Source organism: Mucilaginibacter sp. L196 (assembly GCF_009765905.1).
Lineage (GTDB): Bacteria > Bacteroidota > Bacteroidia > Sphingobacteriales > Sphingobacteriaceae > Mucilaginibacter.
Window position 1 is genome coordinate 247,006 of the sequence record NZ_LMUO01000011.1, and the last position, 23,626, is coordinate 270,631.

Below are 23,626 nucleotides of genomic sequence, written 5' to 3' on the forward strand. Positions count from 1 at the left end.
TCAATCTTTTGTTGATTGTAAAAAGTTTTTCCAGGCTGGCAGATCGACTGTTTCGTTACCCGCTTGTATTTGTGGAAACTTACCTGCTTTTACATTTTTAATAATACCTGGCAGTAACTCTAAGAATAACTTTCCTTTATCCTCCGGATGAATAAACCAGGCATCTTCCTGTACTAAATATCTGGTTTTGAATAGTTTGTTTTTAAGGCTTTTGGTAATAATGCTTTCAAAAGCAGGTGGATAGGTACGTTTTAATATCCGTCGCGCGGTAAGTTCGGGCCAGTACTTAATATCTATTAATGGGCGCTGCTGCATCAATAACTCTTTATTAAGCAGCAAGCAGCGGGTACTGAACCAATGAATATCAGTAAATTTTTCTCCTGCCGGATCTGTACTTTTTTGAGGTGAAGGGCATGGGGATACAGCGATAATACCCTTTTCAGTTTCCAGGTTTTTGATGCCTTCCAGTATCCAATCGGTGCCGGGTAGCTGGTGAAGAACGATGTCGCCATCATAACGTACCACATATTTGGTATCGCAGTTAGCCAGGCCAACCATGTAGGCGGTGATGGGCGCGCCCCTGAAATCGTGGGTGTCTTTAAGCCTGTTTTTGAAAAACTGCGCAGCTAATTTTTTAATAGACGGATCGCCGGTTTTTAGTTCGATAATTTTATCTGCAAGGCCCTCATCCTTTAGCTTATATGCAGCTTCGGTTATCAGGCGTATATTTTCTGAATACCGCGGTTCGGCGTAGCGCTTGGCGTGATCGTAAAAAGTAGCGTAAGGCGCTTTGATGCTATCAATGACGATGACAATATCCTTTACAGTTTGGCGATGGGCTTCGGCTAATGCTTTTACCGTGAGATAGCCATAAGCGGCATCTCCCGCAGATAAATTGATTAATAAGGAAGCATCCGCAGGCATTAGTTTTTGTTTATCATTTTTAAATAAAGGTTCTCATATGCTGAAGTCATCACCGTACTGCTAAAACGCCTTTCGGCATCATTACGGCAGTTTTTGCGGTCGATGTTACTCATGTTTTGTACCGCCTTAGCCATTCCTTTTATATCATCACAAAGGAAACCATTGTGCCCGTTGATAACAACTTCGGTAGTTGAGCCGCCTTTTAATGCAATAATTGGCGTACCGCATGCTAAGGCTTCAGCCATCACAATGCCGAAGGGCTCGTTCCATTCAATGGGCATTAAAAAAGCCGCCGCAGAGCCGAGTAATTTGTTTTTTTGCTCATCATTTACCGGGCCTGTGTAGGTTATTTGTTCACCGTCAATAAACGGCTTAATCTGTTCATTAAAATAAGCCTGTGCATAGTCGGGAATATTTCCGGCAATAACCAATTTTCTGTTGGTTTGCTTCGCGATGGTGATGGCATGATGGGGGCCTTTAATCTGTTCTATGCGCCCTAAAAACACTAGCGGCGCATTGTTTTTAACCTCGCTGCAAAAAGTATAATCATCCATCGATACGGAATTATATACCGTAGCGGCTGGCGCAAAAGGAACAATTTGATTAGAAATGTAATCGCTGCACCCGGTAAACATCAGGCTGCCTTTTGCCGCGATTCTCATCGATTTCTGTATCTGCGAAAGTGTTGGTTCGCGCTGGTAACTCATAATCTTTGGGATTCCGGTTGGCAATAAGGCTGATAGATAAGCAAGCCTGCCGAAGGTATGTATTACATCGGGTTTTGAAAATAACAGTCGGCTTACTAATAATGTGTTTCCCAATAAGCCCGTAATGCTTTGCTTTGTTGATGGATAGTTGTATTGTTTATCTGCTACGGTTTTTGAATCGGGGTGGGCAAAAAGGCTTACCTGGTGCCCTTTTTGTTTTAGTTCGATGATCAGGCTGTTTATGATGCGCTCTATCCCGCCGTATAATACTGGTGGAACCGGGATTTCAGGATCAGCTATGATGGCGATATTTAATTTAGCGGGCACTGGAGTAACGGATTTTTTTAGACAGTTTTATGGCCCATTTTTCAATGCCGATATAAAACAAGTAAGCCAAACCTATGCTAATTGCCAAAGTACCTGTAAGTAATAAATATTTTTGAGCAGTGGTATTTGCATATCGCATTAAATAATGAATAATACGCTGGCCAATAGGTACATGGGTAAGGTATAATGAGTAGGAGATATTTGATAAAAAAGTAACCAGTTTGTATTTACGAAAAGGTATTAAAATAATAATGATGGTAAATATGGTTACCGGTAAAAAAGTAGATTTATTAATCGCGATAAGAACCAATGAGGCCAGTAGTAACCCTATTAGTATAAATTGGGGATACTGTTTGTGATAATTAATAAAGTACATTAATATACCTACACAAAAAAATGGAAACTCCTCAAAAATTAAACTTGTATCAGCAAAAGTTAAATAGCTTGATGCCAGGAAACAGATTATTATAATTGTAAGCCAGTATATCGACTTTTTCATCAAACCAAACAACAGGCCTATTATTATATAAAAATGAAACTCGATGCCTAAAGTCCAATACACACCATTATAATATGAATTAGGACCATCCATCATGAAGTTGTTAAGATAACCTATATGAAAAAGCAGCCTAAGCCAGGAAAAATTAACAGGGATATGGTTATGATAAAAAGCAAACCAGGCTGCCAGTAAAGCAATTGGTATTGAAAGTAAATAGGGTGGCTCAACGCGTATTAATCTCTTTTTTAAAAATGTAAAGAACTGTTTAATACTATAGTTGGCAGGCAAACTATAGCATATAATAAACCCGGATATTATAAAAAATATCTGTACACCCCTATAACCATAGGCGAGAGATTTTCTCACGGGATCAGAAGCGGATAAGAGCCTTGAATCGCTGGTTACAAAATGAAACAGGCACACACCAACAGATGCTACCATTCTTAAAAAGCTTATCTGATGTAAACTTTGTTTTTTGGTATCAATTGAGCTGTTTTCAATTGCCGCTACGGTATTATCCATTATCTTGAATATATATTGATCATCTCTTCGGCCACTTTGTTTTGGTTTCTTTGTGCGGGGTAATCATATGACGAGAAAATATCAGTGAGATTCTCTTTTAACAGATGAAGTAAACTATTTACATCGTCATGCTTATAAAGTATAACTGGGTAGTTTAAACCCGCCCATTCGCGCATACCGCCCAAACTGTTGGCAATAACAGGTATATGGCGGGCAACGGCTTCGAACATAACATATGGCCCGGTTTCGTTACAAACCGATGGGATACATAAAACATTCAGCTCATTATAAAATGAGTCGATGTTATCAGCAGTATAGTTGTATCCCCATTTTATATTAGGGAAGTCTTTGGTTTTACTTAACAATTTCGCCCCATATTTATCCTCCGCCGGTACCTTAATAGCCGCGATTAACAGGGTAAAACGAGTTGGGTCGAGTTGTTTAAAAGCGTCGATCAGGACATGCAAGCCTTTTTCAGGACTTATGCGCCCTGCAAACCCTATGGTGATAGGGTTGGTGTTTTTTAATTCCTGATGATCGTTGATCTGTTTGAAGGTATGCCTGCTTAAAGCTAATTGATCGGGATTAAAGTCATTCATTAAAAAAACATCCTGCTGCCAGTTACTCATAGTAACTACAGTTGAGCAGGTTGCTTTAATTTTTTCCAAATGATCCTTTTTTATTGCTGATGCCTGTGAAAGCTGGGATGGCTGTTTAAGTAAACGCATCGCTTTAGCCGCAAGTGGACTTAATATTTGGGGAAGCCCCTGCGTGTTTAGGTAACATGACTGGCAGGTATTAAGCCGCACTTTACCATCGCATATTTCCTGACCATATTGCATTAAATCGCCTCGTAAACAGGTGTTTCCGGGTATATGTGAGGTGAAGATCACCTTCGCGCCTGTTTGTTTGGCAGCCTGGTAATGATAAATGCTTATTGACGTAGTTAAGGTATGAAAATGAACTACATCAGCCTTTAATTCGGATAGTTTATCAATAAAGGATTGCAGATTATTCGCGGGCATAATGCCTGCGATAACCTCTTTTCGGTTATCAGTATTGGGTGGAATAGTGTGAATTTCAAAATCATCGAATTGATAACTACCTGAAGATTCGCTAATGGTGAGGATGATTACATCTATCCCAGCGGAACGTAACCCTTGTGCTAATTCATGAACATATTTTTCAGTCCCTCCGCTGGATTGTGGGTAAAAGTAATCAGTTACTAATAAAGCCCTCATTTACCGGATATTGGTTTTAACTGATGTATCAAATTGCGTATTCTGTTTTATTCTTTGCGATGTATTTAACAGCAAGAAACCCCATAAAACGCTGTACGTTTTTTTAGCAGAAGCAGCTTTAAAGCGGTTATCTTTTAAGTTACTAATATACTCTGCAGGGAACGGATTTGCAGGTGAGTCGTTGTACACCTCACACTCCCGTGGGTAAATGTTTGTGCCGGCAAGCTGGCTACGCTTCGTTTAAAAGTGGAATCCCGGTTATGTGTAGGTAAGAAAACCTTTACTATTGCCAATTAATTATAAATAAAGCCTTTTAAATGATGCGATTTTTTCGGCAGTGCGATAGCCGAAGATTAAACTGGCAATATGTAAAAAGAATGATTTTTCCGGGATATAACCAGGCTCAATTTGTAATAGGAAATTGATAGCTTTATTAAAATATTCTTTGTTGTGGATAGAAAACTCATGAATACAAAACCGTAGCGAATCTATTATAGCTTGTTTTTTTTGTCGGGCATTCTCCGGATCATGTTTCCATATTTCATACACTTCGATTGCGTTTGTATAGCAGTCAACCATAAAAGCATTGGTGCGTTGTGATAGTGAGTTAGCTTGTTGTGTGCGATACAGCGCCTGCAACCCCGGCGTATAAATTATTTTACCACTGTGCCGCACGGCATCAAACAGATATCGCGCATCCTGTATTATGGGCAAGTTATCGTTCCATTTTAATTGCTTTACAAGCCGGGTGGAATATAATAAAGTTGCCGGCGGGCACCAAAAATCAGTAAAGGCCGCAATTTCGGGTATGCCTGTAATTTGTTTTTGAATGATTTCAATAATGGATATTTCACCATTAATTGTAGTGAATTTTTGCCAATCGCCGTAGGCAATATCAGCATCGCTATCTATTAGCGCATTAAGCTGCTGCTTAATTTTGCCGGGTTGCAGCAGGTCATCGCTGTCGAGGTATTGGATATAATCTCCTTTGGCATGTTCAAGGCCCGTAGTTCTTGCTGCACTTACGCCTCGGTTTTTAGTAGTGATGATGGTGCATTCCTTGCAATAATTATCCAGGATAACTTGAGACTGATCTGTTGAGCCATCATTAACCACGATGATTTCCAGTTTAAAAGAATCATCTTTTTGTATCAATGCAGATTGTACGGTAGCGGGTAAAGTTGATGCCGCGTTATAAGTAGGGATAATGATAGAAACCAAAGGTAGATTAGCCAATGATGTTTTTGAGTTTGATAACAATGCGTGATAGTAACGAGCGCTCGAACCATTGCCTTTGCATGTATGTTAGTTTGAAGGTGCTTTTTACCGGGGCGTTATTTTTAAACAGATAGGCATACCATAAATCGTCATAAGCGTTGGGCGATTTTGGTGGGGTAAGGCTTATATCCCAAGGTTTGTTCTGGCCGGTGCAATGTAGAAAAGCATACGGCTTGAAACTACCTATTGAATAAAAAGGGTGCTGAGGAACTACAACTGAATACCAGTCAGACAATTGAATGGAGATGATGTCTTCTGGAGGATTAGCTTGTAAAATAGCATTCAATATGTCTTGATCTGGCATGGGTAACCTGCTATTATTAAACAGTGATGCTGTTAAGTCCAGGTGTTGTGAACTTAACTCCATCCAATGATTTAGTAGTTGTTTATGATGAGCCATATTTCCTGCAAAAAAGCCAGAATTGTAATACCACTTATGATTTGCCGAATCATTATCTACAGAATAAATTTCCGTCCAAAACGATCTGCGATATTCATGTTCAGAAACTATGCCTTCTATGCAGGAAATAAACTTATTTGTTGCTAATAATCGTTCTATTTCGGGTATAAACTGTGCGTTAGTGACAATTATATCGGCATCAAAAAAAATAAATTTTTCGGATGGGTATTGTAATAAAAATAACGGTTTTAAGTTTACAGGATTCCAATCGGTTTCAATAATTACTTGTGTGATACCTTCAACATCATTAAGCTCGGGTAAATTTATATCGGTGGCTACAATAATTGGGTTATCAATTCCCAGCTGCCTTATTGAATTAATAAGCGCAAATGCACCGTATTTGAATTTTTTGGTGCAAAGAGTGTAAATGGTAACCAAGTTTAGTTTAAAATCTTTTTTAACTTAATTATAATACGTGAAATTATAGTGCGCTCAAACCATTGCTTTACCCACCATGAAATTTCAGGATTAAAGTTTACAGGCTGTGTATTTTTACGTGAATAATAGTACCACAGATCATCATAAGCGTGAGGGGCCCTTGCAGGGATTTTTTTTACTTTCCACGATTTATCTTTGTCTGTACAATGCAAAAAAGCGTGAGGTCTGAAATTACCAATATGAAAGAATGGGCTGTAATCTGTCGTAAATATTCGCCAGTCAGGTATTTGAATAGTTACCATTGCATTTATTGGAAGCGTTTGCAAAATAGCATTTAGCGTATCTTGGTCTGCCATTGGTAACCTCTCATTTTCAAATAGAAAGGCTTTTAAATTGAGGTACTTTTGGTTAAGCTCCATCCAATCCATCAGCAATTGTTTATGCTGTTTTAATGTGCCTGCAAAAAAGCCTGCATTATAATACCAGCTATGTTCAATTTTGTCAGTATTTCCAGGATAAATTTCCTTCCAGTAACTTCTTCTTATTTCGTTTTCACTCACAATACCATCTATGGGTACAATTAATTTATCCTCATCGAGTAGTTTTTCAATCTCGGGAATGAATGTTTTGCTGGTTAAAATAATGTCAGCATCAAAATATATAAACCGATCAGAGGGCTGTTTTAAGATGGTATATGCCTTAAGATTTGTACCATTCCAATCAGTATCAAATATAAATTGAGAAACGCCGTCAACAGCATCTAATTCCTGTAAATGAACATCGGTGCCTACAACAATTGGGTTTGCGCAGCCCATGGCTCTGATTGAATTAATAAGCGCAAAAGCGCCATATTTATATCCTTGTCCTGTACAAACTGTGTAAATGGTGGTCATGTTATTTTTTTAGCCTATTAATCATTTTTTTAGCTCTATTTGTGGCAATCAGAGCATTAATGCTCATCAACACCTCAAATGGATCATCCATTAATGTTGTAAATAAGTGTTTGATGAATCCTCCTACGGTCCACTTATTTGTTTCGCGGTTATTTATATAATAAAGAAGTATATGGCTATAGGCCATTGAATATTTTAGTTTTAACAGATATTTCCTGTTTATCCGTTGTTTAGGAATATAATGTTGTAACCTCAAACTATTAAACAGGCCAGTTTTGTAGCCCAATTCGTAGGCAACATAATTTAAATCAGTATCTCCTCCGGATAATAAATTTCCTTCTTTGCGGTCAAGCATTGTTCGCAAATAGTTATCCTTTGTATATTCTATATAATGTAATCCAAAGGTATGGTCCATACACATCCCGGCACCGCCGCAAAAAGCATCGTCGCTGGCTGATGAGGCTATTTTATCAAGATCAACATCATAAACCGCCACCATATCTTTACGTTTTAAAAACCATTCTTTTGGGGCAACCTCATAAACACCATAACATTTTGAAGGACTAAAAAGTCCTAAACCGGGATTTTGCTGTGCGATTGTGTAGGCATTGTTGATGTAGTCGGGATATAACCAATTGTCATCATCACAAAATATAATTAAATCAGACGCGGCTTCTAATATCCCTCGTTTACGGGCACAAACTAATCCGGGCATTGGCTCATCAATAACTCTAAAAGGGACGGATTTTAAGCCAACCTTTTCCCATGCCTCGGCCGCAGATTTTCCGGTATCATCGGTAGATGCGTTGTTTATTATAATAAGCTCCCAGTTAATACCACGGCTATCCTGCTTGCCCAGATGGGATAACGTATCATATATTCTGTTGGCACTGTTATAGCAGCAAATAATAACGCTTACGCTTTCCATGTTATATAGTTTTTCAGCTTACCTAAATAGCGTCTAAGCCGTTGTGAAATCACATATGCTTTCGAGAATTTTAAAGGTAACCCAGGATGTAAAGCTTTCATTTCATTCAATACACCGAAAATTTCAGGATGCGATGTGAATTTTTGTAGCTTGTTTTTAACCAGACTTTTGAAATGCGGACTATCAATATTACATAGATCACAGATATATTTCAATGCTTCAAATTCTTCTTTAATAATTACCGGGGTTGAAGATAATGTATGGCTGACCCCTGTTGTATTGACGCGATAATAATTTAAGATTTTACCGGAGATAATAACATTGCCCGTAAGAGCTAATTCCGACCAAAATATCCAATCGCCACAAAATTTATATTTTAAATATTCACTGGTAACCTTTTTATAATTAGTTTTTTTCCACAAGCACATACTTGCATTAAATATAGCATTTCCGTTGAGCATGTGGGTTGTTAAAAAAGTCATCCCATTAAGGTGGTGGTGTGTATGCTCCGCTTTGTATTTATAAAGTATTTTACCACTTTCATCAACAAAAGCCGATTGGCAATACGTAAGTGCGGTATCAGTTTCGAGGCCGGAGACCAGGGTCTCTAAAAATGTATTTTCGCAATAGTCATCGCTTTCGGCAATCCAGATGTAATCTCCCTGTGCCAACTCAATGCCTGCTTTCCATTGTTTAAATGTGGACCCGCTATTTTTTTCGTTGTAAACAATATGGGTAATTTTTTCGGATTGCCTGAATTGTTCAATAATTTCTTTGCTGTTATCGGTTGAACGATCATCTAATATAATAATCTCAAAGTTTTGATAGGTTTGATCTAATACAGACACAATCCGCTGTTTGAGGAACCGGGCATGATTATAATTGGGAATGATTACAGAAATTTTTACAGGCAAGAGCTATTTACTTTTTAAAATACTTTTAAGAAAGGCTAAAGGTTTTAATAATATATTACCTATTCTATATGAGTTTGAGTTTTGCATCCGCTCAACCTGATCTTTAAGTAAATAGTTTTCATAAAGTATTTTTAAATACGAGCCGAAGTGTTTACGATAATTTTCAATTTTAGCATTGTAAATCAATTCTCGATAAAGTTCTATATCATCAACTCGTATCGAATTATTTCTCGACACCTGTTTAATTCGATAGTGGAACAAAATATCTGGTATTTGATACACTTCTGATTGAATATCTAATAATCTGACCCAAAATTCCCAATCTTCATATCCTTGTTTAAAATCAATATTATATCCTCCTATTTCTTCCCATACTGATTTACGATATATGGCGGAACAAAAGATACAATTATCCATGAGCAGGTATTGGTAGCTATATGGAGGTAATTGCCAATGACCGTTTTCAGAGCCAAATTTATTGGCCTGGCAGTATACCAACCTTAGGTTTTTATTAATTTCATAGGCTTTTAAAGCTTTCGCAATATATTCAGCACCTATTAGATCATCGGCATCCAATGGAAGAATATATTCGCCTCGGGCAGATTCAATGCCTGTATTCCTGGCCGCAGACAGGCCACCATTTTGCTGGTGGATATATTTGAACCGTTCGTCTTTAGCTATCCACTCTTTGGCAACAGCTTCGGTATTATCTGTTGAGCCATCATTTATTATAATGCACTCCCAATTGGCGGCAGTTTGTATCAAAACACTGTTTAAGGTTTCGGGTAGAAACTCTGCATGGTTATAACAGGGGACGATTATGGAGATGGCGGGTTTCAAGATTTTATCCATTCTTTAATAGAAATATTAAACCTATTGTACGCGTTTAATTTTGAAAGCTGGAAAAGCTCTTTTGTTTTATACAATGAATATAATTTGTTATTCCTGTTGGAATTTACCCTGACAAATTGATCTGATTTTTTAATCAGCTCGTTATTTAATAAGGTTACATTAAATAATCCTGTTTTTTTATTCCCATTTATAATACGTTCAATACCGGATAGAATTCGTGAAAAAGTTAACAGATCATTTGATTCTATTTGACCATCGAAAAAGTTTAATAAAAGCTTTCTATCTGCATCTTTACTTTCAGTTAAGCCTAAGGATTTAAGATAATTGCTTCGTATGGTATCTGTTTCAAATTTTTGTTTAACAGCAAATAAATTACTTACCTGATTTGATGTTATTCGATACTGAAGTAATTTAGCATCTATATTTGCAAATTTTAATTCAGATAGTGCTCTTTGCCATAATTCATAGTCTTCTGCATGATATGAAAGTGGATCGTAGAATAAGTTGTTTTTAATAAAGCTATCTTTTTTGAGCATTACCCCCGGATGCGGCACAGGGCAACAAAAGAAGCTTTCAACCTTAATGGCATCATGTGAGGTTTGATAAATTCGTTCTCCAATAACGTTTTTATGCTCATCAATAATATCCATATGGCATCCCACAAGTCCTATTTCAGGATTTGCTAATAACAAATCAACCTGGATGTGTAAACGGTTGGTGTTAGATATATCATCAGCATCCATCCGTGCTATGAATTGCCCGCTGGCTATTTTTAAACCTTCATTTAGTGAAGCTACAAGACCCATGTTTTTAGGGTGATCAATAAGCCTGATTCTTGCATCATCGAACCCATTAATAATGTTTAATGAATTGTCGGTTGACCCATCATTGATGATTAGGAATTCGAAATTTCTAAGTGTCTGATCAAGGATACTTTCGATAGCCTCACCGAGATATTTCTCAGCATTATAAACTGGCATCAAAACGCTTACTAATGGCTCAGTCACAAGCTAAAACTATCCAGTTAAAGGGTACATAATCAGTTATATTAAACTTAACCTTTTGCGGGTTAAACCAATTTTCGGGGGCGAAAACCTTTCCGTTTTGTTTGGATAGCCACGCACCCCACCAGCTAAAACTACTATTGGCAATAATGTGATGTTTGCAATTGCTCATCAGGGCCATATCTTTCCAGCTATCTGCTGTTGAATTACCCTGCATGTAGTTTACAGGTATGGTATCGACTTGCAAGTTTTCTTTTGCCCAGGGTATATCATCGGAAAAAACAAACAAGGTGATATCCGGGTATTGCTTTTGAAGAATTTCAATTGCCTTATTGTAATAGTTAATCGGCAATAAACCATGTACATTGGTAACAGCCTGTAATTTAGCGTAATCGCCGCGGCGAAGGTGCAGACTTATGGAATTATCTGTGGCAAGTATTTTATTTTTTGTTGCTTGATTAACTTCATCCAGTGGCGGAAATTCAAAATCGTTTAAAATTTGTTCACGGTTGGCGGCAAAATACTTTTCGGATTGAAAATAACCGTCGAGGTAAAAGTGATTGTTCTTATTGAATTGATCGAAGGGGATGTATTCGTTTAATTGCTGATCGATGTGCTTTAGCTTTGACCTAATGAAGAGCCGCACAAACTTGTAATAGACTCCGGTGTTTTTAAATAGGCTAACCTGGGCATTAATAGCTTTATATGCCCTGATGTTTTTGAAGATACCCAGCTCAAACTGCCGGGATGTGAAACCTTCCTTATCGATATTGTTTTCCGTTAAAAATTTAAGATTAAGACCAACTTTTTCACCATCCTTTAGCAAAGCTGTGGCCGCAGTATATTGAAACATTTGATTACCTAAACCGCCTTGTAGTTTAATGATTACCACTGTTATTAAGATATGTATGGGCGGAGACGCTTTTTATATAGTTTGGAACATCATCCCCTGAAGTGGCATTAAACGAATATTCCTGTTTAACGTACGAAGGATGATATGCCAGTAAAAAGTTTCCATATGTTTCATATTCGGAGAAACCGGAAGCATCGGTGTAGTCAACATTATTTAATATTACTTTATCCCAGCTTTCGTTATGTATCAACTCTATTTTTGCTTTTAAATCCTTAAGCATCATTTTATTGAATAGCATGTAATGCGTAATGAATGACAATTTGGATGTGGTTTTTATCTTTAGTATTTGTTCGTATACACGATGATATGCTTCATGCCTTTCCTGAGACATATCAAGAATTGCTTTTTGCTCATAAACAAATACTTTGGGTTTGATAAAAATGGTATCTGCGTCAAGGATCAAAAAATTTTCCTTTTCTACAATTTTATCGGCGCTTAATTTTAATAGTTGCTGAAAAAGCCAACCAGACCTGTCCTGGTTATTTACTATGTAATTTATAGCAGATTTATTATAACCAAGTACCTCATTCTCATTAATGAATATTGCGCCTGTTTCTTTGCATATATCAACAATCTCCTCACAGTCAGCAGGGGCAACTATATATATATTATTGATAGGATGATGGATGTTTAACTTAGCATTTGCTACAACATTCTTTAGTGTTTCAATATCTTTTGCTGATGCCGGAATAAACACATCTATTGGCAATTCGCTGGATATGTTTTTTCTGAAATTTACATCCTTGTTGAGTAATGGGTTCAATACCATCAATCTCCACAACAAAAAGCTTCTGGAGTTTGAAGAACCCACTATATAGATCGAAAAGCTTTTATCGAAATGGCGTATTTTCTTTAAAAAATGTAAAATTGATAGCAGGCCTAATTTAATCTGGTCAAAAAAAAACCTTTTTATTCGTGCAAACCCTTTTTTTGTTACTGAGTAAATCTTAGAAAATAAATTGCCCTGGCCTAAAAGCGCTTTTTTGCATTTATTTATTTTACGGGCAGAGACGAGCTTTCTATTTATAAAAATAGCATCACCGGAATATTCATGTTGTGAGGAAAAACCCAGCAATTCAAAGTCGTTGTCAAAAAGGAAGTTTTGGATATCGTTAAATAGCGGCTGGTCTTTATAAATTTCAAAAAATTCGACTTCCAAATGTATAATTTTAACTTTCTGTATATGATCAGATAGGCCTTTAAGTGCCATTAGTTCGGCACCCTGTATATCCATCCACAAAATATCAATTGCAGGAAGATTATTTTCTTCGATAAATGAAAAAAGTGTAATGCCATCTACTTCTACTTTTTCTTGTACATAGTTTTCAACCGGGTATTTTCCAGATGCTTCAAGTAGAGACGACGCGCCCTGGTTACCATCTTCCCAGGTAGTTTCTGTTTTTTCTTTATCAATTTTATAAAATGATATTGGCCCGTTCTTATCTGATATAGCCTTTTCAGTTAAAATAATATTATTGTAGGCACTAATATTTTTACGGCATGCGGGTAAAGTATTAGGGTTACATTCAAATGCATATATTGTAGCCAACGGGTACCTGTCGGCAAATGCCATCGTATCTTCACCGTATCTTGATCCAAATTCAAAAATGATTTTAATGTTATTAAACCCTAATAAATCATTTGCAACTTTTGATAATTTATTGATTGAATCAATTGATGGTTCAGCGTTCATTTAATTAAGTTTTTCCCATTGTAAGTATGGCCTTACAACACCGTGCATTTTGTTAATATATTTATTATTTCTTGTTTGTGAGTTATTGTCCTCATTAACTGTAAATACAATGGTGTGTTGTAAGTGTATATTTACAGGGTTAGAAGTTGTTATTCCTAATGTGAATTTATATTCAAGGTTATTTAATAAGTTACCCGGCACCCATACTACCCATTTATGGATGCCTATTGAATAATCGCCGGTTTCATGTACCACATGAAATACCTTTTCATCGCTTATCGTTGATATTAAAAAGCTTAAATCAGGTTCATACAAGTTGTCTTTAATTTCATATTCGATTAAAAATCCAAATTTTGTAGTTATAAACAATGTATCCAACTGTTCATTATTGGTGTTAATAATTTTAAGCTCCCTAAGTTCAACAGATCCGTCGCCCATTTTATTATCAGTAGTTATCTTATAATATGATTTTAAGCTTTCGTTACTTAGGTTTATGTATTGATTACAAACAGTGTCGATATCAGCACTATTTAACATTTTTCCATCGCTTAGTAAAATACCTTTGGTACATAGCTTTTGCACTGAAATCATATTATGGCTCACAAATAAAACTGTTCTGCCTTCTCCTGTGCTAATATCACCCATTTTACCAAGACATTTATTTTGAAATTCTGAATCACCAACTGCAAGTACTTCATCAACAATTAGTATTTCTGATTCCAGGTGAGCGGCAACGGCAAATGCCAGGCGTACGTACATGCCAGAGGAGTATCGTTTAACGGGCGTGTCTATATAACGTTCAACACCTGAGAAATCAACTATTTCATCAAATCTTCGTTTTATTTCTGATTTTCGCATACCCAGAATAGCGCCATTAAGATATACATTTTCCCTACCTGTAAGTTCGGGGTGAAAGCCTGTGCCAACTTCCAGTAAACTGGCTATTCTTCCTTTTACTTTTACTGACCCGGTGGTGGGGGAGGTTATACGGCTTAATACTTTTAGCAAGGTACTTTTACCTGCGCCATTACGGCCAATTATGCCTACGGCGTCACCTTCCTCTATATCAAAGTTTAAATCTTTAAGGCACCAAACAATATCGCTTTCGCCTTTTACGGTACGGTCATTTGTTTCGCCGATGCGCAGATAAGGGTCTTCTTTTCCGCGCATGCGGGCTATAAAGCGTTCTACATCGCGCGAGATGGTGCCGGTGCCAAAATCGCCCAATTGGTATGCTTTCGAGAGCCCTTCTACTGCTATTGCTTTAGCCATTTGTAACCATTAATAATTCTTCTAAGTTATTTATGTAAGCATCTTCGTTAAAGTAATGCAAACATTTTTTCTGTAAGCTATCGCGTTTTTGAGATGATAGTGATGTTTCTAATTCATTGCTTATCGCTGCTTCCAATTCGTCAAGGTTATCGGCATCAACAGCTTTACCTAGTTCGCCGTTGCGTATGGCGTCAATACTGCCATCGGCGTTACCACATATAACAGGTAGGCCGCAGGCCAGCGCTTCAATAAATACAATACCGAAGCCCTCTTTTTTACTGGGTAAAACAAATACATCGGCCAATAAAAAATGGTCGGGTATATCTTTTTCGTCAATAAAACCGGTTAAAATAACATCGTCTTCAAGCCCATCACAAGCAATCATATTTTTTATGCGAGTTTCTTCGCTAATATCGTATTGGCCTGATAGCACGTATTTGATACCCGGATATTTCACTTTTAGCCTACTAATCAATTTAATCACCTGATCATGCCCTTTGTACTGCTCTGAATTTGCCAGTCGGGTTAGGGTGTATATTACGGGGTTATCAAGGGTAAGGTTGTACTTATCTAAAAGATGCTGAGGTTTAGCAAATGCGGTTGGTAACCGCATAAATGGGTCAATAGCGTTATTTAGTATGGCACATTTATCCTGACTAATATTATGCCTACTGATCATTTGCTGTTTGGTGAAGTCGCTTACACAAATCACCTTATCGCAATGCTTTAAAAAGGTATTTTGAAAAAAACTGAGCGACCGCCAAACTTCAATGCCATGCGCGATAAGCCAGACTTTTGTTTGGGGATTGATTTTTTTAATGATAAGCCCAACCAGGGCTAAATTAATATGTGTTAAAATTACTACATCAGCTTTAATACCTTTTTTTATTGCCTGTATAACAAAGGCACTTCTGTTAGTATTAAACCCCCTGAATTTTTCAGCGGGGAGATATTGCGGCATTAAGTCCTGGTTGGCATCATACGCCGAGTACATATCAAAATCCCATTTATCATTAACCGCAATGTGGTTTAATGAATGCGCCAGGGTTCGCGTCATTTTTTGAATTCCGCCGGTTGTGCTAAAACTTTGCAGTGTAAAAAGTAGTATTTTTTTACTCATGCGTTTGCAGCTGAAAAAGGGCAAAACATTTTGACCAGTGTAACCTATTGTTTTTAAAATTTTCGATCATTTTTCTTGTTGTTTTCCCCCTGTATATAGCCTCATCGGAAATATGCTGGTTTTGCTGCATCCATTTTTGCAGTGGGAAGGAAAAACCCATTTTAGGCCTGTTCCATATTTCTTTCGGTAACAGATTTTTAAAACTATCTGTCAATATTTTTTTTGGTTGATCGCTAAATCTTATTTCGGGTGAGATTTGTGCGGTTAGGTTGATGAACAGTTCATCCAGAAAGGGAACCCTTACCTCAAGGCCATGGTTCATGCTCATTACATCCGTATCGCGAAGCAACTGGTTTTGCATGTAAAAATTACTTTCCAGTTGTGAGGCGTATTGTTTATTGTAGATTTTTGTAGCAGGAGTATTATCACCCGAAAACAAAACATCTGCTACTTGTTTAACATCTGCATCCAATATAGCGGCAATGCTTGATGGCGCGAAGAGTGCCCTTAAAAATAGGTAATCGGCAGCCGGATTGTTATACTTAAGAAACTCAAACTTTTTATACTGGTCTGCCAGCAGCGGCGTGGCCAATGAAAATAAAGATGCCGGTACCGACCGTAAATATTTAAGATAATGCACCCGGTTAAATGATGGGTAACCACCATACAATTCATCGGCGCCAATGCCCGATAGTACAGCTTTTAATCCATCCTGCTGCGCGTATTTGCTGATGAACCAGGTGTTAATGCCATCGGTGGTTGGCATGTCCATAGCACGCAGTATTTGCGGGAAGGATTTTTCGAAATCTTGCTGTTTTACCAGGTGATTGAATTTTTCGCCATCAATTTTATCGCGTATGATTTTTTGGAAAGCACTTTCGTCATACGCTTTTTCATCGAAGTGTATGGAGATGGTTTTAAGGTTGGTATGTTTTTGCTGGTTAGCTAGTAAGGTGATGAGGCTGGAGTCGACACCACCACTTAAAAATACACCAACAGGTGCGTCTGCTATTAGTTGCCTGCTTACCGATTCCTTTAACGTTTTAACTATTTGTTCACGAGCCTCAGCAGCATTAAATATAGTTATTGGATTTATTGAATTTCCGTAAGCGCTAGCGCTAAACGTGGCTTTTGCGTTATCCCAACATAAAAAGTGCCCTTTGGGCAGGCTATAAATATTTTTTAAGGTTGTATAAGGTTCGGGTATGTGGCCATAAGCCAAAAATCGAATCTGCCAATCTTTATCCTGCTCGGTTGCTAAACCGGCTACCTTGAATGCCCTTACTTCGGACGCGAAGCTTAATTGGCCTTTATCGGCACAATAATATAAAGGTTTTATTCCGCCGGTATCACGTACCAGGTAAGTGCTGTTTTTTGCCTTGTCATACAATGCGAAGGCGAACATACCGTTAAGCTTTTCAAAAGCGGCTGTGCCCCAATGTAAATAAGCTTGTATAATAACTTCGGTATCGGTGCTTGAGCGGAATTTGGCACCGGCGGCTAATAGTTCTTTTTTTATTGTGAGGTAGTTATATATCTCGCCGTTAAAGGCGATCCACGCTTTTTCTTCCACATCAGCCATTGGCTGGTGCCCATTGTTGCTTAGGTCGATGATTGATAGCCTGCGCTGGCCAAAACCAAGGTGCTTCTCTTCATCAATAAAAATCCCCTCATCATCAGGGCCGCCATGCTGTAAAGCAGTGCACATCAGCTTAATTTTGCTGCCTATCTCACCGGATGATAAGCGGGCCGATATTATTCCTGCAATCCTGCACATAAGAAACGTATGTTCATAGCTTCGCCCCGTAAGTCACAATTTTGTTTGTAACTTATTGTTTTTCAGTTTATTAAATATCGCCTAAAAAGGCTGTAATACTATTGCTTTGCAGCTACAGGTTTTAATTTTTGCTTAAAATTAAAACCTGTCAATAATATTAGCTGCAACATGTACAATAATTGAGCAGCCCAAATTATCAAGGCGTAATATTAATTTTTTTTGCGACTGGTATGCTATTATTTCGCCAATCATGCCTTTAAGCGGTCCCGCTTTGATCATGATCTTTTCACCAGCCTGCAAATTGTTTTCAGTAATTTCCAGCTCATAGGGGCTGGCCATAAGTAGTTTTAAATCTTCTATCTGCCTGTCGGGCATAGAAGTTATTTTGCCTGAGAAGTATATGAATCGGGTTATTCCCTTTGTCATTAAAACCTCGGCTTGTTCACTCTCACTAATATTTACAAATAAGTAAGATTTTATAAAAGGCTCTTCTACCCATTTTTTACGATCGCTCCATTGCTTAAGTTGCCTGTGGAGCGGCAGGTAGGCGTTAATGCCTTTATCTGTTAATGCCTGGTGGGCTTTCTTTTCTGCCCGGGGCTGTGTATAAACCGGATACCATTTGTAACCTAATGTACTTGCTGTTACCGCCATACTTTAACCAAGCGCTTATGATTTGAACCAACTCTTAATGTTCCACCATTTTTTTTCTTTAGAATCAACATAATAGCCGGAGCTTTCGTAGCCGGAGTAATCTGAGTAATAATAATACCTGGTGCCGTAATTTTCTCCGGTAAATTTAGTGGTATAATACCTGGAGTGTAACAAGTCTTCGGCAAAAGCATTCAAAACAATGGCTGTATTATCTAAATGATATTCCTGCGCTATGCGTTGTGGTACTGTGGCGGCATAGAATTTTGATTTACCCGAACGGATCACAAAAATATTTATATCGCTCATCCTGATTAGCGGTATGGCATCCGAGACCAGGCCGATAGGAGCGGTATCAATCATGATAATATCATATCTTGACCTTAATTCTTCAATCATCACACTCATCCGGGGGTTATGCAGCAGCTCGGATGGGTTTGGCGGTACCGGGCCGGATACTATAAAATCAAGATTATCTTGTTTGGAATGAAGAATAATATCATCAAGGGATGTTTGATGGGCCAGGTAATTGCTTAATCCTTTATCATTAGGTACGTTAAAAGTATGGTGCATTCTTGAGCGCCTAAGATCGGCTGCTATAAGAATTACTTTTTTATCTATTAGCGATAGTGTGCTCACGAGGTTAACCGCCACAAATGATTTTCCTTCGCCCGCCACTTCAGAGGTTATACAGATAACCTTGCTTGATTTTTCGGAAGCCAGGAAGCTAAGGTTGGTACGTACCGAACGTACGGATTCAGCAAAAATGGAGCGCGGTTTACTGATGGCTAATATTTGCGAGTTGTCTTCATCGATATCTTCAGGGAATTTTCTGATAACACCGAGGATAGGCACGGAGGTTAGGCTTTCTACGGTTTCTTTATCATATATATAGGGGTTCAGTATCCTGATCAATATGATTAGCCCCAAACCTATTGATATACCCAATATCAACGCTGTATGATGTATTGAATTATCGTCGGGTGATACCGGGGCAAAGTTTGGCTCTGCCGGTTCAATAATACTTGCGCCGGGTAATATTGCCGAACGGCTGATCTGCGCTTCTAATTTCTTTTCAGACAGGAATGAGTATACTTTGTCATTAACATCAAAATCGCGTTTTAAACCTACCATAACCCGCTCATTCTCGGGCAGGGCATTTATTTGCTGATCAACCTGTTGCACTTGCCCGTTAAGATAATCCATGACTTTCTCAATACGGGCGCGTTGTGCATTAAGGTTATCTAAAGCGGCATTTTTTACCTGAAGTATTTGCTGATTAGCATCCAGTACCGGTTGCGAAGATGAGATATATGATTTTAAAAGGTCGTTTTTTCGGAGAATAAGGGTATTGATACTGGTTACTAGTTGCGAAAGTAATGGATCAAGGGTACCCTGCATACTGAAATTGAGGCTAACATTGTCTTTTTCGCTGGTAATCTGGTTTTTTAACTGGTCAATAGCCTGTAACTGTATTTTAAGTAATGATTGCTGGGTTTCCAGGTCTTTGCTTTTACCCAATGCTTCAGAAGCGGCTGTACCAATGTCAATTATACGGGAGTTTTGTTTGTTTTTTTCGATCAGGTTTTCCGAACCGCGTACTTCTACCGAGATCGTATCCAATTGATTTTGGATAAATTTTATCATTTGGGTAGCCGATTGTGTTTTTTGATTCCGATCGTATTCCAAATACTCCTTCATGATGGCGTTAAGGACATCGGCTGCAAATTGCGGATTGGAATCAGTTTCCTGCAATGATATGATGTTGGAGTTTTTTATCACCTCATTGGTATGTAACCCGCCCAATACGCGGCCAACAAAATCATCCGCTATATTAAATTTAAACAGGCAAGCAACATTCTTTACGTCCTTAGGATATTTAATACTGAAGGCCATGTTTTCAATATTAATAGGTGTATTATATGAATATACCTTTGTTACATCTTTGCCTGCTGTTTTATAAGTAAGGCTAAATGTATTGCCCTCATTAGGTTGGTACCTGATCAGGTCGCGGTAAAAATTAAGCGTATCAAACTTCAACAATTGAATATTGAGGGGTTTTTCAGGATAAATATCAGTAGTACGCACCCTTCCGCCCAGAAAAAAGCTTATGTGATAGTCAAGATCTTTAATCGCGCTCAGCACCAGGCTGCCACTTTGTATAACGTAGGTTTCGCTTTGTATTTTTGAGGTAGCCTTTTGAGAGCTGCCCATCGCGCTCATAAGATCAGATATTTCCGACGTCTTCTCTTCAAACTTCATCGTGGCCGATGTAGCGTATACTTTAGGAGTGTACCATAAGTATACATTTGCTATCAGCGTAGCTAAAATTACCGATCCTACTATCCAATACCAGCGGCTTAATAAAATTTTGCCTATCTTAAAATAATCTAATTCCTGGTTGGGTAGTTTATTCTGAGCTTTATTAATTTCTTCCATTAGCGGCGGGCAAGCGTATAAATGATTAAAAATGTATTAAGTACAATTAATGCCGGCTGTATAAGGGTTGAGAAGGTTGAAACTTTATCGGTTTGTATAGCACGTTTGTTTTGTGCTATGTAAATGATATCTCCATTTTGTAAAATACCTGCAGGATCTGATAATGACCTGATATTACTTAAGTCGATACGCTTAACAATTGGGTGTGCCAGATCGCCGCGGATTATTTCAACATTCTTTTCATTGGCTTTATCGGTAAGGCCACCAGCTTGGCCAATCAGTTCAATCAAAGTTGTTCTATCCTTTATCAGTTGATAATTACCGGGTGCTTTTATTTCGCCAAGTATGGTTATTTTTAAGTTGACTATTCTAAGCTCAATAATAGGGTCTTTTAATAAGGATTTTTTATACAATCCCTCAATTCTGCTAGCTGCTTCCTGTCTTGTTAGGCCTTCAACCGGCACTCGGCCAATAACAGGTAAGGCTACGCTGCCATCTTCCTCTACCTGAAATTCCTGACCCAGAGGCGAGCTGCCCCCGCCAGATCCACCCGTTGTTGCCGAAGGTGCATCGCCAATAATATAGCTTATGTTTTGCAGGTTACGTATTTGTAAAATATCCTGGGGTTGTATCCGATAATGAACCGTTGGCGTTGGTATGGTGGTTGAAATGCTATCAAACCCTTGTTTTTGCTGGAACAGTAATTGATCCTGTTTATAGGAGCAGGATGTTAAAACCGAAAGTAAACTAAAGGTTAAAAATACAATTGTAAAAATGCGCATATTGAACAATTCTGTTTGACTAAAATTAGGTCTTGATACCAAAAATACATAATTTGCGGGTATTAAAAAGCAGTATTTTTCTTAGTGCAAGATATAAGGGTAAGTTTAATAACGGTTACATATAACGCTGAAAGTACTATTGAGCGTTGTATACAATCTGTTATCGCCCAAAACTACCAAAATATTGAATATATAGTGATTGACGGTGCCTCGACCGATAGTACACTACAGATTATAAATCGTTATGCTCACAACATTAAAATTATCATTTCTGAGCCCGATAAAGGGATGTACGATGCCCTGAACAAAGGGATAAAGCTTGCAACGGGCGATATTACAGGCATTTTAAATGCTGATGATTATTTTGCTTCAGATGACATTTTAGCCGACGTAGCTACGGCTTTTATGCATTCAAATGCAGATATCCTATATGGTAATCTTGACTTTGTGGATCAAAATGAAACAATAATCCGTAAATGGCGTACAAGGGCATACAAGAGAAGGGATTTTTACTGGGGATGGATGCCTGCTCATCCGACGTTTTACTGCAGGAAATCGTTATTTAACAGTTTGGGCTATTATAGTTTGGAGTATGGAACTGCCGCCGACTATGAACTGATGCTAAGGTTTATGCATAAAACAAAAATTAATGCATATTTTCTTGATAAAGTTATGGTTAAGATGCAGTGCGGAGGAATGAGCAATAAGAGCCCTGTAAATAGAATTAACGCGTGGAAGTTTGATTTAAAAGCAATGCGTAACAACGGAATCATATTTTCTTTACTAGCGTTGATTATTAAGCCTTTACGAAAGTTTGGGCAGTACTTTTAATTATTGAAAATCTACCGATCTGTTAAAGAACGTTTATTGTTTGAGACAAAAAGAATTAATTTTTAGCTTACGCCTTATGCAAGAATATTTACATACTTACCCCATATTGTATTATCTTTTCATTATAGCTTTCTCTATACTGATTACTGTACTTGCAATCCCTTCAATACTGCATGTTGCCCGCGAACGCCGTTTGTACGATGATTTAGGCAGTTTTAGAAAGCATCACGATCATGGCATACCGCGCCTTGGCGGTGTTGGCATTTTTGTGAGTTTTACCATAACATCACTTTTATTTGGTTTTGCAGATAAATCCCTGCCCATTAATTACCTGCTTACTGCCTGTATTATTTTGTTTGCAATGGGCCTTAAGGATGATTTAACCGGCGTGCACTCTACCACAAAATTCATGATGCAGTTTATTGTAGCGGGAATTTTGGTTGTACTTGGTAATATACGTTTAACCAGCATGTATGGCATTTTTGGGATTACCGAGCTACCATATTTTATAAGCGCACTGCTATCTATCTTACTTATTATGCTTATTGTTAATGCCTTTAATTTGATAGATGGAATTGATGGTTTAGCATCAGTTACTGGTATGATGGTTAACGGTATTTTTGCTGCCCTGTTTATTTACATGAAGCATTATGAGCTTGCCGCTGTTGCACTGGCTATGGTGGGTGCTACAACAGGTTTCCTGAAATTTAATTTATCACCCGCGAAAATATTTATGGGCGATACCGGATCATTACTGATCGGATTAATATCGGCAGTAATGGCATTTAAGTTTATTGAGTTAAACAAATTTACGGGTACCAATATGCCTCTGGTGTTTAATGCACCTGCATTAACCTTCGCTATATTAATTGGGCCGATATTTGATACTTTACGTGTATTTACCATGCGCATTGCAAGTGGCGTATCGCCCTTTAAGGCCGATCGTAACCATATGCATCATCGCATACTAACACTTGGTTACAGCCATATACAAACCACTTTAATTTTGGCAGGCCTTAATGCATTATCAGTTGTTATTGTACTGGTATTCGGCTACATTGGTAACTCTACATTAATATTGTTAATAACAGGTGTATCATTGTTATTTAATTGGTTCATTACCTTCCTTACCCGCTCAAAAGAACGCGAGAACCTGGCGTTACGCAATTTATTTGCTTAATTATTTTGTTCATCTAGCCTGTTTTAACAAGGTAGGCAGCA

21 protein-coding genes are annotated in these 23,626 nt (G+C 37.9%); 2 read left to right on the forward strand and 19 right to left on the reverse strand.

All coding sequences use genetic code 11. The features are described 5' to 3' along the window. The 19 genes from GSQ74_RS08605 to GSQ74_RS08695 all read right to left on the reverse strand — a co-directional run bounded on the left by GSQ74_RS08605 (position 1) and on the right by GSQ74_RS08695 (position 21,574). Complete coding sequence (locus GSQ74_RS08605; protein WP_158992210.1) at positions 1–924, reverse strand: hypothetical protein; 924 nt, start codon at positions 922–924, stop codon at positions 1–3. After that, complete coding sequence (locus GSQ74_RS08610; protein ID WP_158992212.1) at positions 924–1,958, reverse strand: glycosyltransferase; 1,035 nt, start codon at positions 1,956–1,958, stop codon at positions 924–926. The genes GSQ74_RS08605 and GSQ74_RS08610 overlap by 1 nt, the downstream gene beginning before the upstream one ends. Next, positions 1,948–2,979: an acyltransferase gene (locus tag GSQ74_RS08615; RefSeq protein WP_158992214.1), complete on the reverse strand. Its 1,032-nt coding sequence runs from the start codon at positions 2,977–2,979 to the stop codon at positions 1,948–1,950. Before GSQ74_RS08615 ends, GSQ74_RS08610 begins: the two co-directional genes overlap by 11 nt. Next, entirely contained in the window at positions 2,979–4,220 is a 1,242-nt protein-coding gene (locus GSQ74_RS08620) for a glycosyltransferase (RefSeq protein ID WP_158992216.1), read from the reverse strand. Before GSQ74_RS08620 ends, GSQ74_RS08615 begins: the two co-directional genes overlap by 1 nt. Positions 4,221–4,517: 297 nt before the next feature. Continuing rightward, a complete protein-coding gene (locus GSQ74_RS08625) occupies positions 4,518–5,456 on the reverse strand; it encodes a glycosyltransferase family 2 protein (RefSeq protein WP_158992218.1) in 939 nt (312 codons plus the stop codon). Next, positions 5,449–6,336, reverse strand: coding sequence for a glycosyltransferase (locus GSQ74_RS08630; RefSeq protein ID WP_158992220.1), 888 nt, complete (start codon positions 6,334–6,336; stop codon positions 5,449–5,451). Before GSQ74_RS08630 ends, GSQ74_RS08625 begins: the two co-directional genes overlap by 8 nt. A gap of 2 nt (positions 6,337–6,338) precedes the next feature. Beyond that, positions 6,339–7,229 (reverse strand): hypothetical protein, encoded by an 891-nt coding sequence (locus tag GSQ74_RS08635; protein WP_158992222.1) that lies wholly within the window; start codon positions 7,227–7,229, stop codon positions 6,339–6,341. A 1-nt stretch (position 7,230) separates the two neighbouring features. Then, complete coding sequence (locus tag GSQ74_RS08640; RefSeq protein ID WP_158992224.1) at positions 7,231–8,157, reverse strand: glycosyltransferase; 927 nt, start codon at positions 8,155–8,157, stop codon at positions 7,231–7,233. Continuing rightward, a complete protein-coding gene (locus GSQ74_RS08645; protein ID WP_158992226.1) occupies positions 8,145–9,071 on the reverse strand; it encodes a glycosyltransferase family 2 protein in 927 nt (308 codons plus the stop codon). The genes GSQ74_RS08640 and GSQ74_RS08645 overlap by 13 nt, the downstream gene beginning before the upstream one ends. Before the next feature lie 3 nt (positions 9,072–9,074). Continuing rightward, a complete protein-coding gene (locus GSQ74_RS08650) occupies positions 9,075–9,923 on the reverse strand; it encodes a glycosyltransferase family A protein (protein WP_158992228.1) in 849 nt (282 codons plus the stop codon). Next, entirely contained in the window at positions 9,908–10,930 is a 1,023-nt protein-coding gene (locus tag GSQ74_RS08655; protein ID WP_158992230.1) for a glycosyltransferase, read from the reverse strand. Before GSQ74_RS08655 ends, GSQ74_RS08650 begins: the two co-directional genes overlap by 16 nt. Continuing rightward, positions 10,923–11,819: an alpha-1,2-fucosyltransferase gene (locus tag GSQ74_RS08660; protein ID WP_158992232.1), complete on the reverse strand. Its 897-nt coding sequence runs from the start codon at positions 11,817–11,819 to the stop codon at positions 10,923–10,925. The genes GSQ74_RS08655 and GSQ74_RS08660 overlap by 8 nt, the downstream gene beginning before the upstream one ends. Further along, a complete protein-coding gene (locus GSQ74_RS08665; protein ID WP_158992234.1) occupies positions 11,806–13,533 on the reverse strand; it encodes an FkbM family methyltransferase in 1,728 nt (575 codons plus the stop codon). Before GSQ74_RS08665 ends, GSQ74_RS08660 begins: the two co-directional genes overlap by 14 nt. Beyond that, positions 13,534–14,805 (reverse strand): ABC transporter ATP-binding protein, encoded by a 1,272-nt coding sequence (locus GSQ74_RS22745; RefSeq protein WP_158992235.1) that lies wholly within the window; start codon positions 14,803–14,805, stop codon positions 13,534–13,536. Next, positions 14,798–15,925, reverse strand: a complete 1,128-nt coding sequence (locus GSQ74_RS08675) for a glycosyltransferase family 4 protein (protein ID WP_158992237.1) — start codon at positions 15,923–15,925, stop codon at positions 14,798–14,800. The genes GSQ74_RS22745 and GSQ74_RS08675 overlap by 8 nt, the downstream gene beginning before the upstream one ends. After that, positions 15,918–17,702: an asparagine synthase (glutamine-hydrolyzing) gene (gene asnB / locus GSQ74_RS08680; RefSeq protein ID WP_158992239.1), complete on the reverse strand. Its 1,785-nt coding sequence runs from the start codon at positions 17,700–17,702 to the stop codon at positions 15,918–15,920. Before asnB ends, GSQ74_RS08675 begins: the two co-directional genes overlap by 8 nt. Positions 17,703–17,840: 138 nt before the next feature. Further along, a complete protein-coding gene (locus GSQ74_RS08685) occupies positions 17,841–18,356 on the reverse strand; it encodes a UpxY family transcription antiterminator (protein ID WP_158992241.1) in 516 nt (171 codons plus the stop codon). Positions 18,357–18,371: 15 nt separating this feature from the next. Then, positions 18,372–20,792: a polysaccharide biosynthesis tyrosine autokinase gene (locus tag GSQ74_RS08690; protein WP_158992243.1), complete on the reverse strand. Its 2,421-nt coding sequence runs from the start codon at positions 20,790–20,792 to the stop codon at positions 18,372–18,374. Further along, entirely contained in the window at positions 20,792–21,574 is a 783-nt protein-coding gene (locus GSQ74_RS08695) for a polysaccharide biosynthesis/export family protein (protein WP_158992245.1), read from the reverse strand. The genes GSQ74_RS08690 and GSQ74_RS08695 overlap by 1 nt, the downstream gene beginning before the upstream one ends. A gap of 84 nt (positions 21,575–21,658) precedes the next feature. Here GSQ74_RS08695 and GSQ74_RS08700 point away from each other — a divergent pair, with 84 nt between their 5' ends. Together GSQ74_RS08700 and GSQ74_RS08705 are read left to right on the forward strand one after the other, a co-directional pair. Then, positions 21,659–22,405 carry a glycosyltransferase family 2 protein gene (locus GSQ74_RS08700; protein ID WP_158992247.1) on the forward strand — a complete coding sequence of 249 codons (747 nt, stop codon included), beginning with the start codon at positions 21,659–21,661 and terminating at the stop codon, positions 22,403–22,405. Between the two features lie 76 nt (positions 22,406–22,481). Then, positions 22,482–23,585 carry a glycosyltransferase family 4 protein gene (locus tag GSQ74_RS08705; protein ID WP_158992249.1) on the forward strand — a complete coding sequence of 368 codons (1,104 nt, stop codon included), beginning with the start codon at positions 22,482–22,484 and terminating at the stop codon, positions 23,583–23,585. Positions 23,586–23,626: the final 41 nt, after the last annotated feature.

What these genes read in the sequence shown, in the direction of transcription:
- GSQ74_RS08615 (WP_158992214.1), bottom strand. Translation starts at nt 2,979, where the DNA reads ATGGATAATACCGTAGCGGCAATTGAAAACAGCTCAATTGATACCAAA.
- asnB (WP_158992239.1), bottom strand. Translation starts at nt 17,702, where the DNA reads ATGTGCAGGATTGCAGGAATAATATCGGCCCGCTTATCATCCGGTGAG.
- GSQ74_RS08605 (WP_158992210.1), bottom strand. Translation starts at nt 924, where the DNA reads ATGCCTGCGGATGCTTCCTTATTAATCAATTTATCTGCGGGAGATGCC.
- GSQ74_RS08690 (WP_158992243.1), bottom strand. Translation starts at nt 20,792, where the DNA reads ATGGAAGAAATTAATAAAGCTCAGAATAAACTACCCAACCAGGAATTA.
- GSQ74_RS08635 (WP_158992222.1), bottom strand. Translation starts at nt 7,229, where the DNA reads ATGACCACCATTTACACAGTTTGTACAGGACAAGGATATAAATATGGC.
- GSQ74_RS08650 (WP_158992228.1), bottom strand. Translation starts at nt 9,923, where the DNA reads ATGGATAAAATCTTGAAACCCGCCATCTCCATAATCGTCCCCTGTTAT.
- GSQ74_RS08685 (WP_158992241.1), bottom strand. Translation starts at nt 18,356, where the DNA reads ATGGCGGTAACAGCAAGTACATTAGGTTACAAATGGTATCCGGTTTAT.
- GSQ74_RS08665 (WP_158992234.1), bottom strand. Translation starts at nt 13,533, where the DNA reads ATGAACGCTGAACCATCAATTGATTCAATCAATAAATTATCAAAAGTT.
- GSQ74_RS08675 (WP_158992237.1), bottom strand. Translation starts at nt 15,925, where the DNA reads ATGAGTAAAAAAATACTACTTTTTACACTGCAAAGTTTTAGCACAACC.
- GSQ74_RS22745 (WP_158992235.1), bottom strand. Translation starts at nt 14,805, where the DNA reads ATGGCTAAAGCAATAGCAGTAGAAGGGCTCTCGAAAGCATACCAATTG.
- GSQ74_RS08640 (WP_158992224.1), bottom strand. Translation starts at nt 8,157, where the DNA reads ATGGAAAGCGTAAGCGTTATTATTTGCTGCTATAACAGTGCCAACAGA.
- GSQ74_RS08695 (WP_158992245.1), bottom strand. Translation starts at nt 21,574, where the DNA reads ATGCGCATTTTTACAATTGTATTTTTAACCTTTAGTTTACTTTCGGTT.
- GSQ74_RS08620 (WP_158992216.1), bottom strand. Translation starts at nt 4,220, where the DNA reads ATGAGGGCTTTATTAGTAACTGATTACTTTTACCCACAATCCAGCGGA.
- GSQ74_RS08705 (WP_158992249.1), top strand. Translation starts at nt 22,482, where the DNA reads ATGCAAGAATATTTACATACTTACCCCATATTGTATTATCTTTTCATT.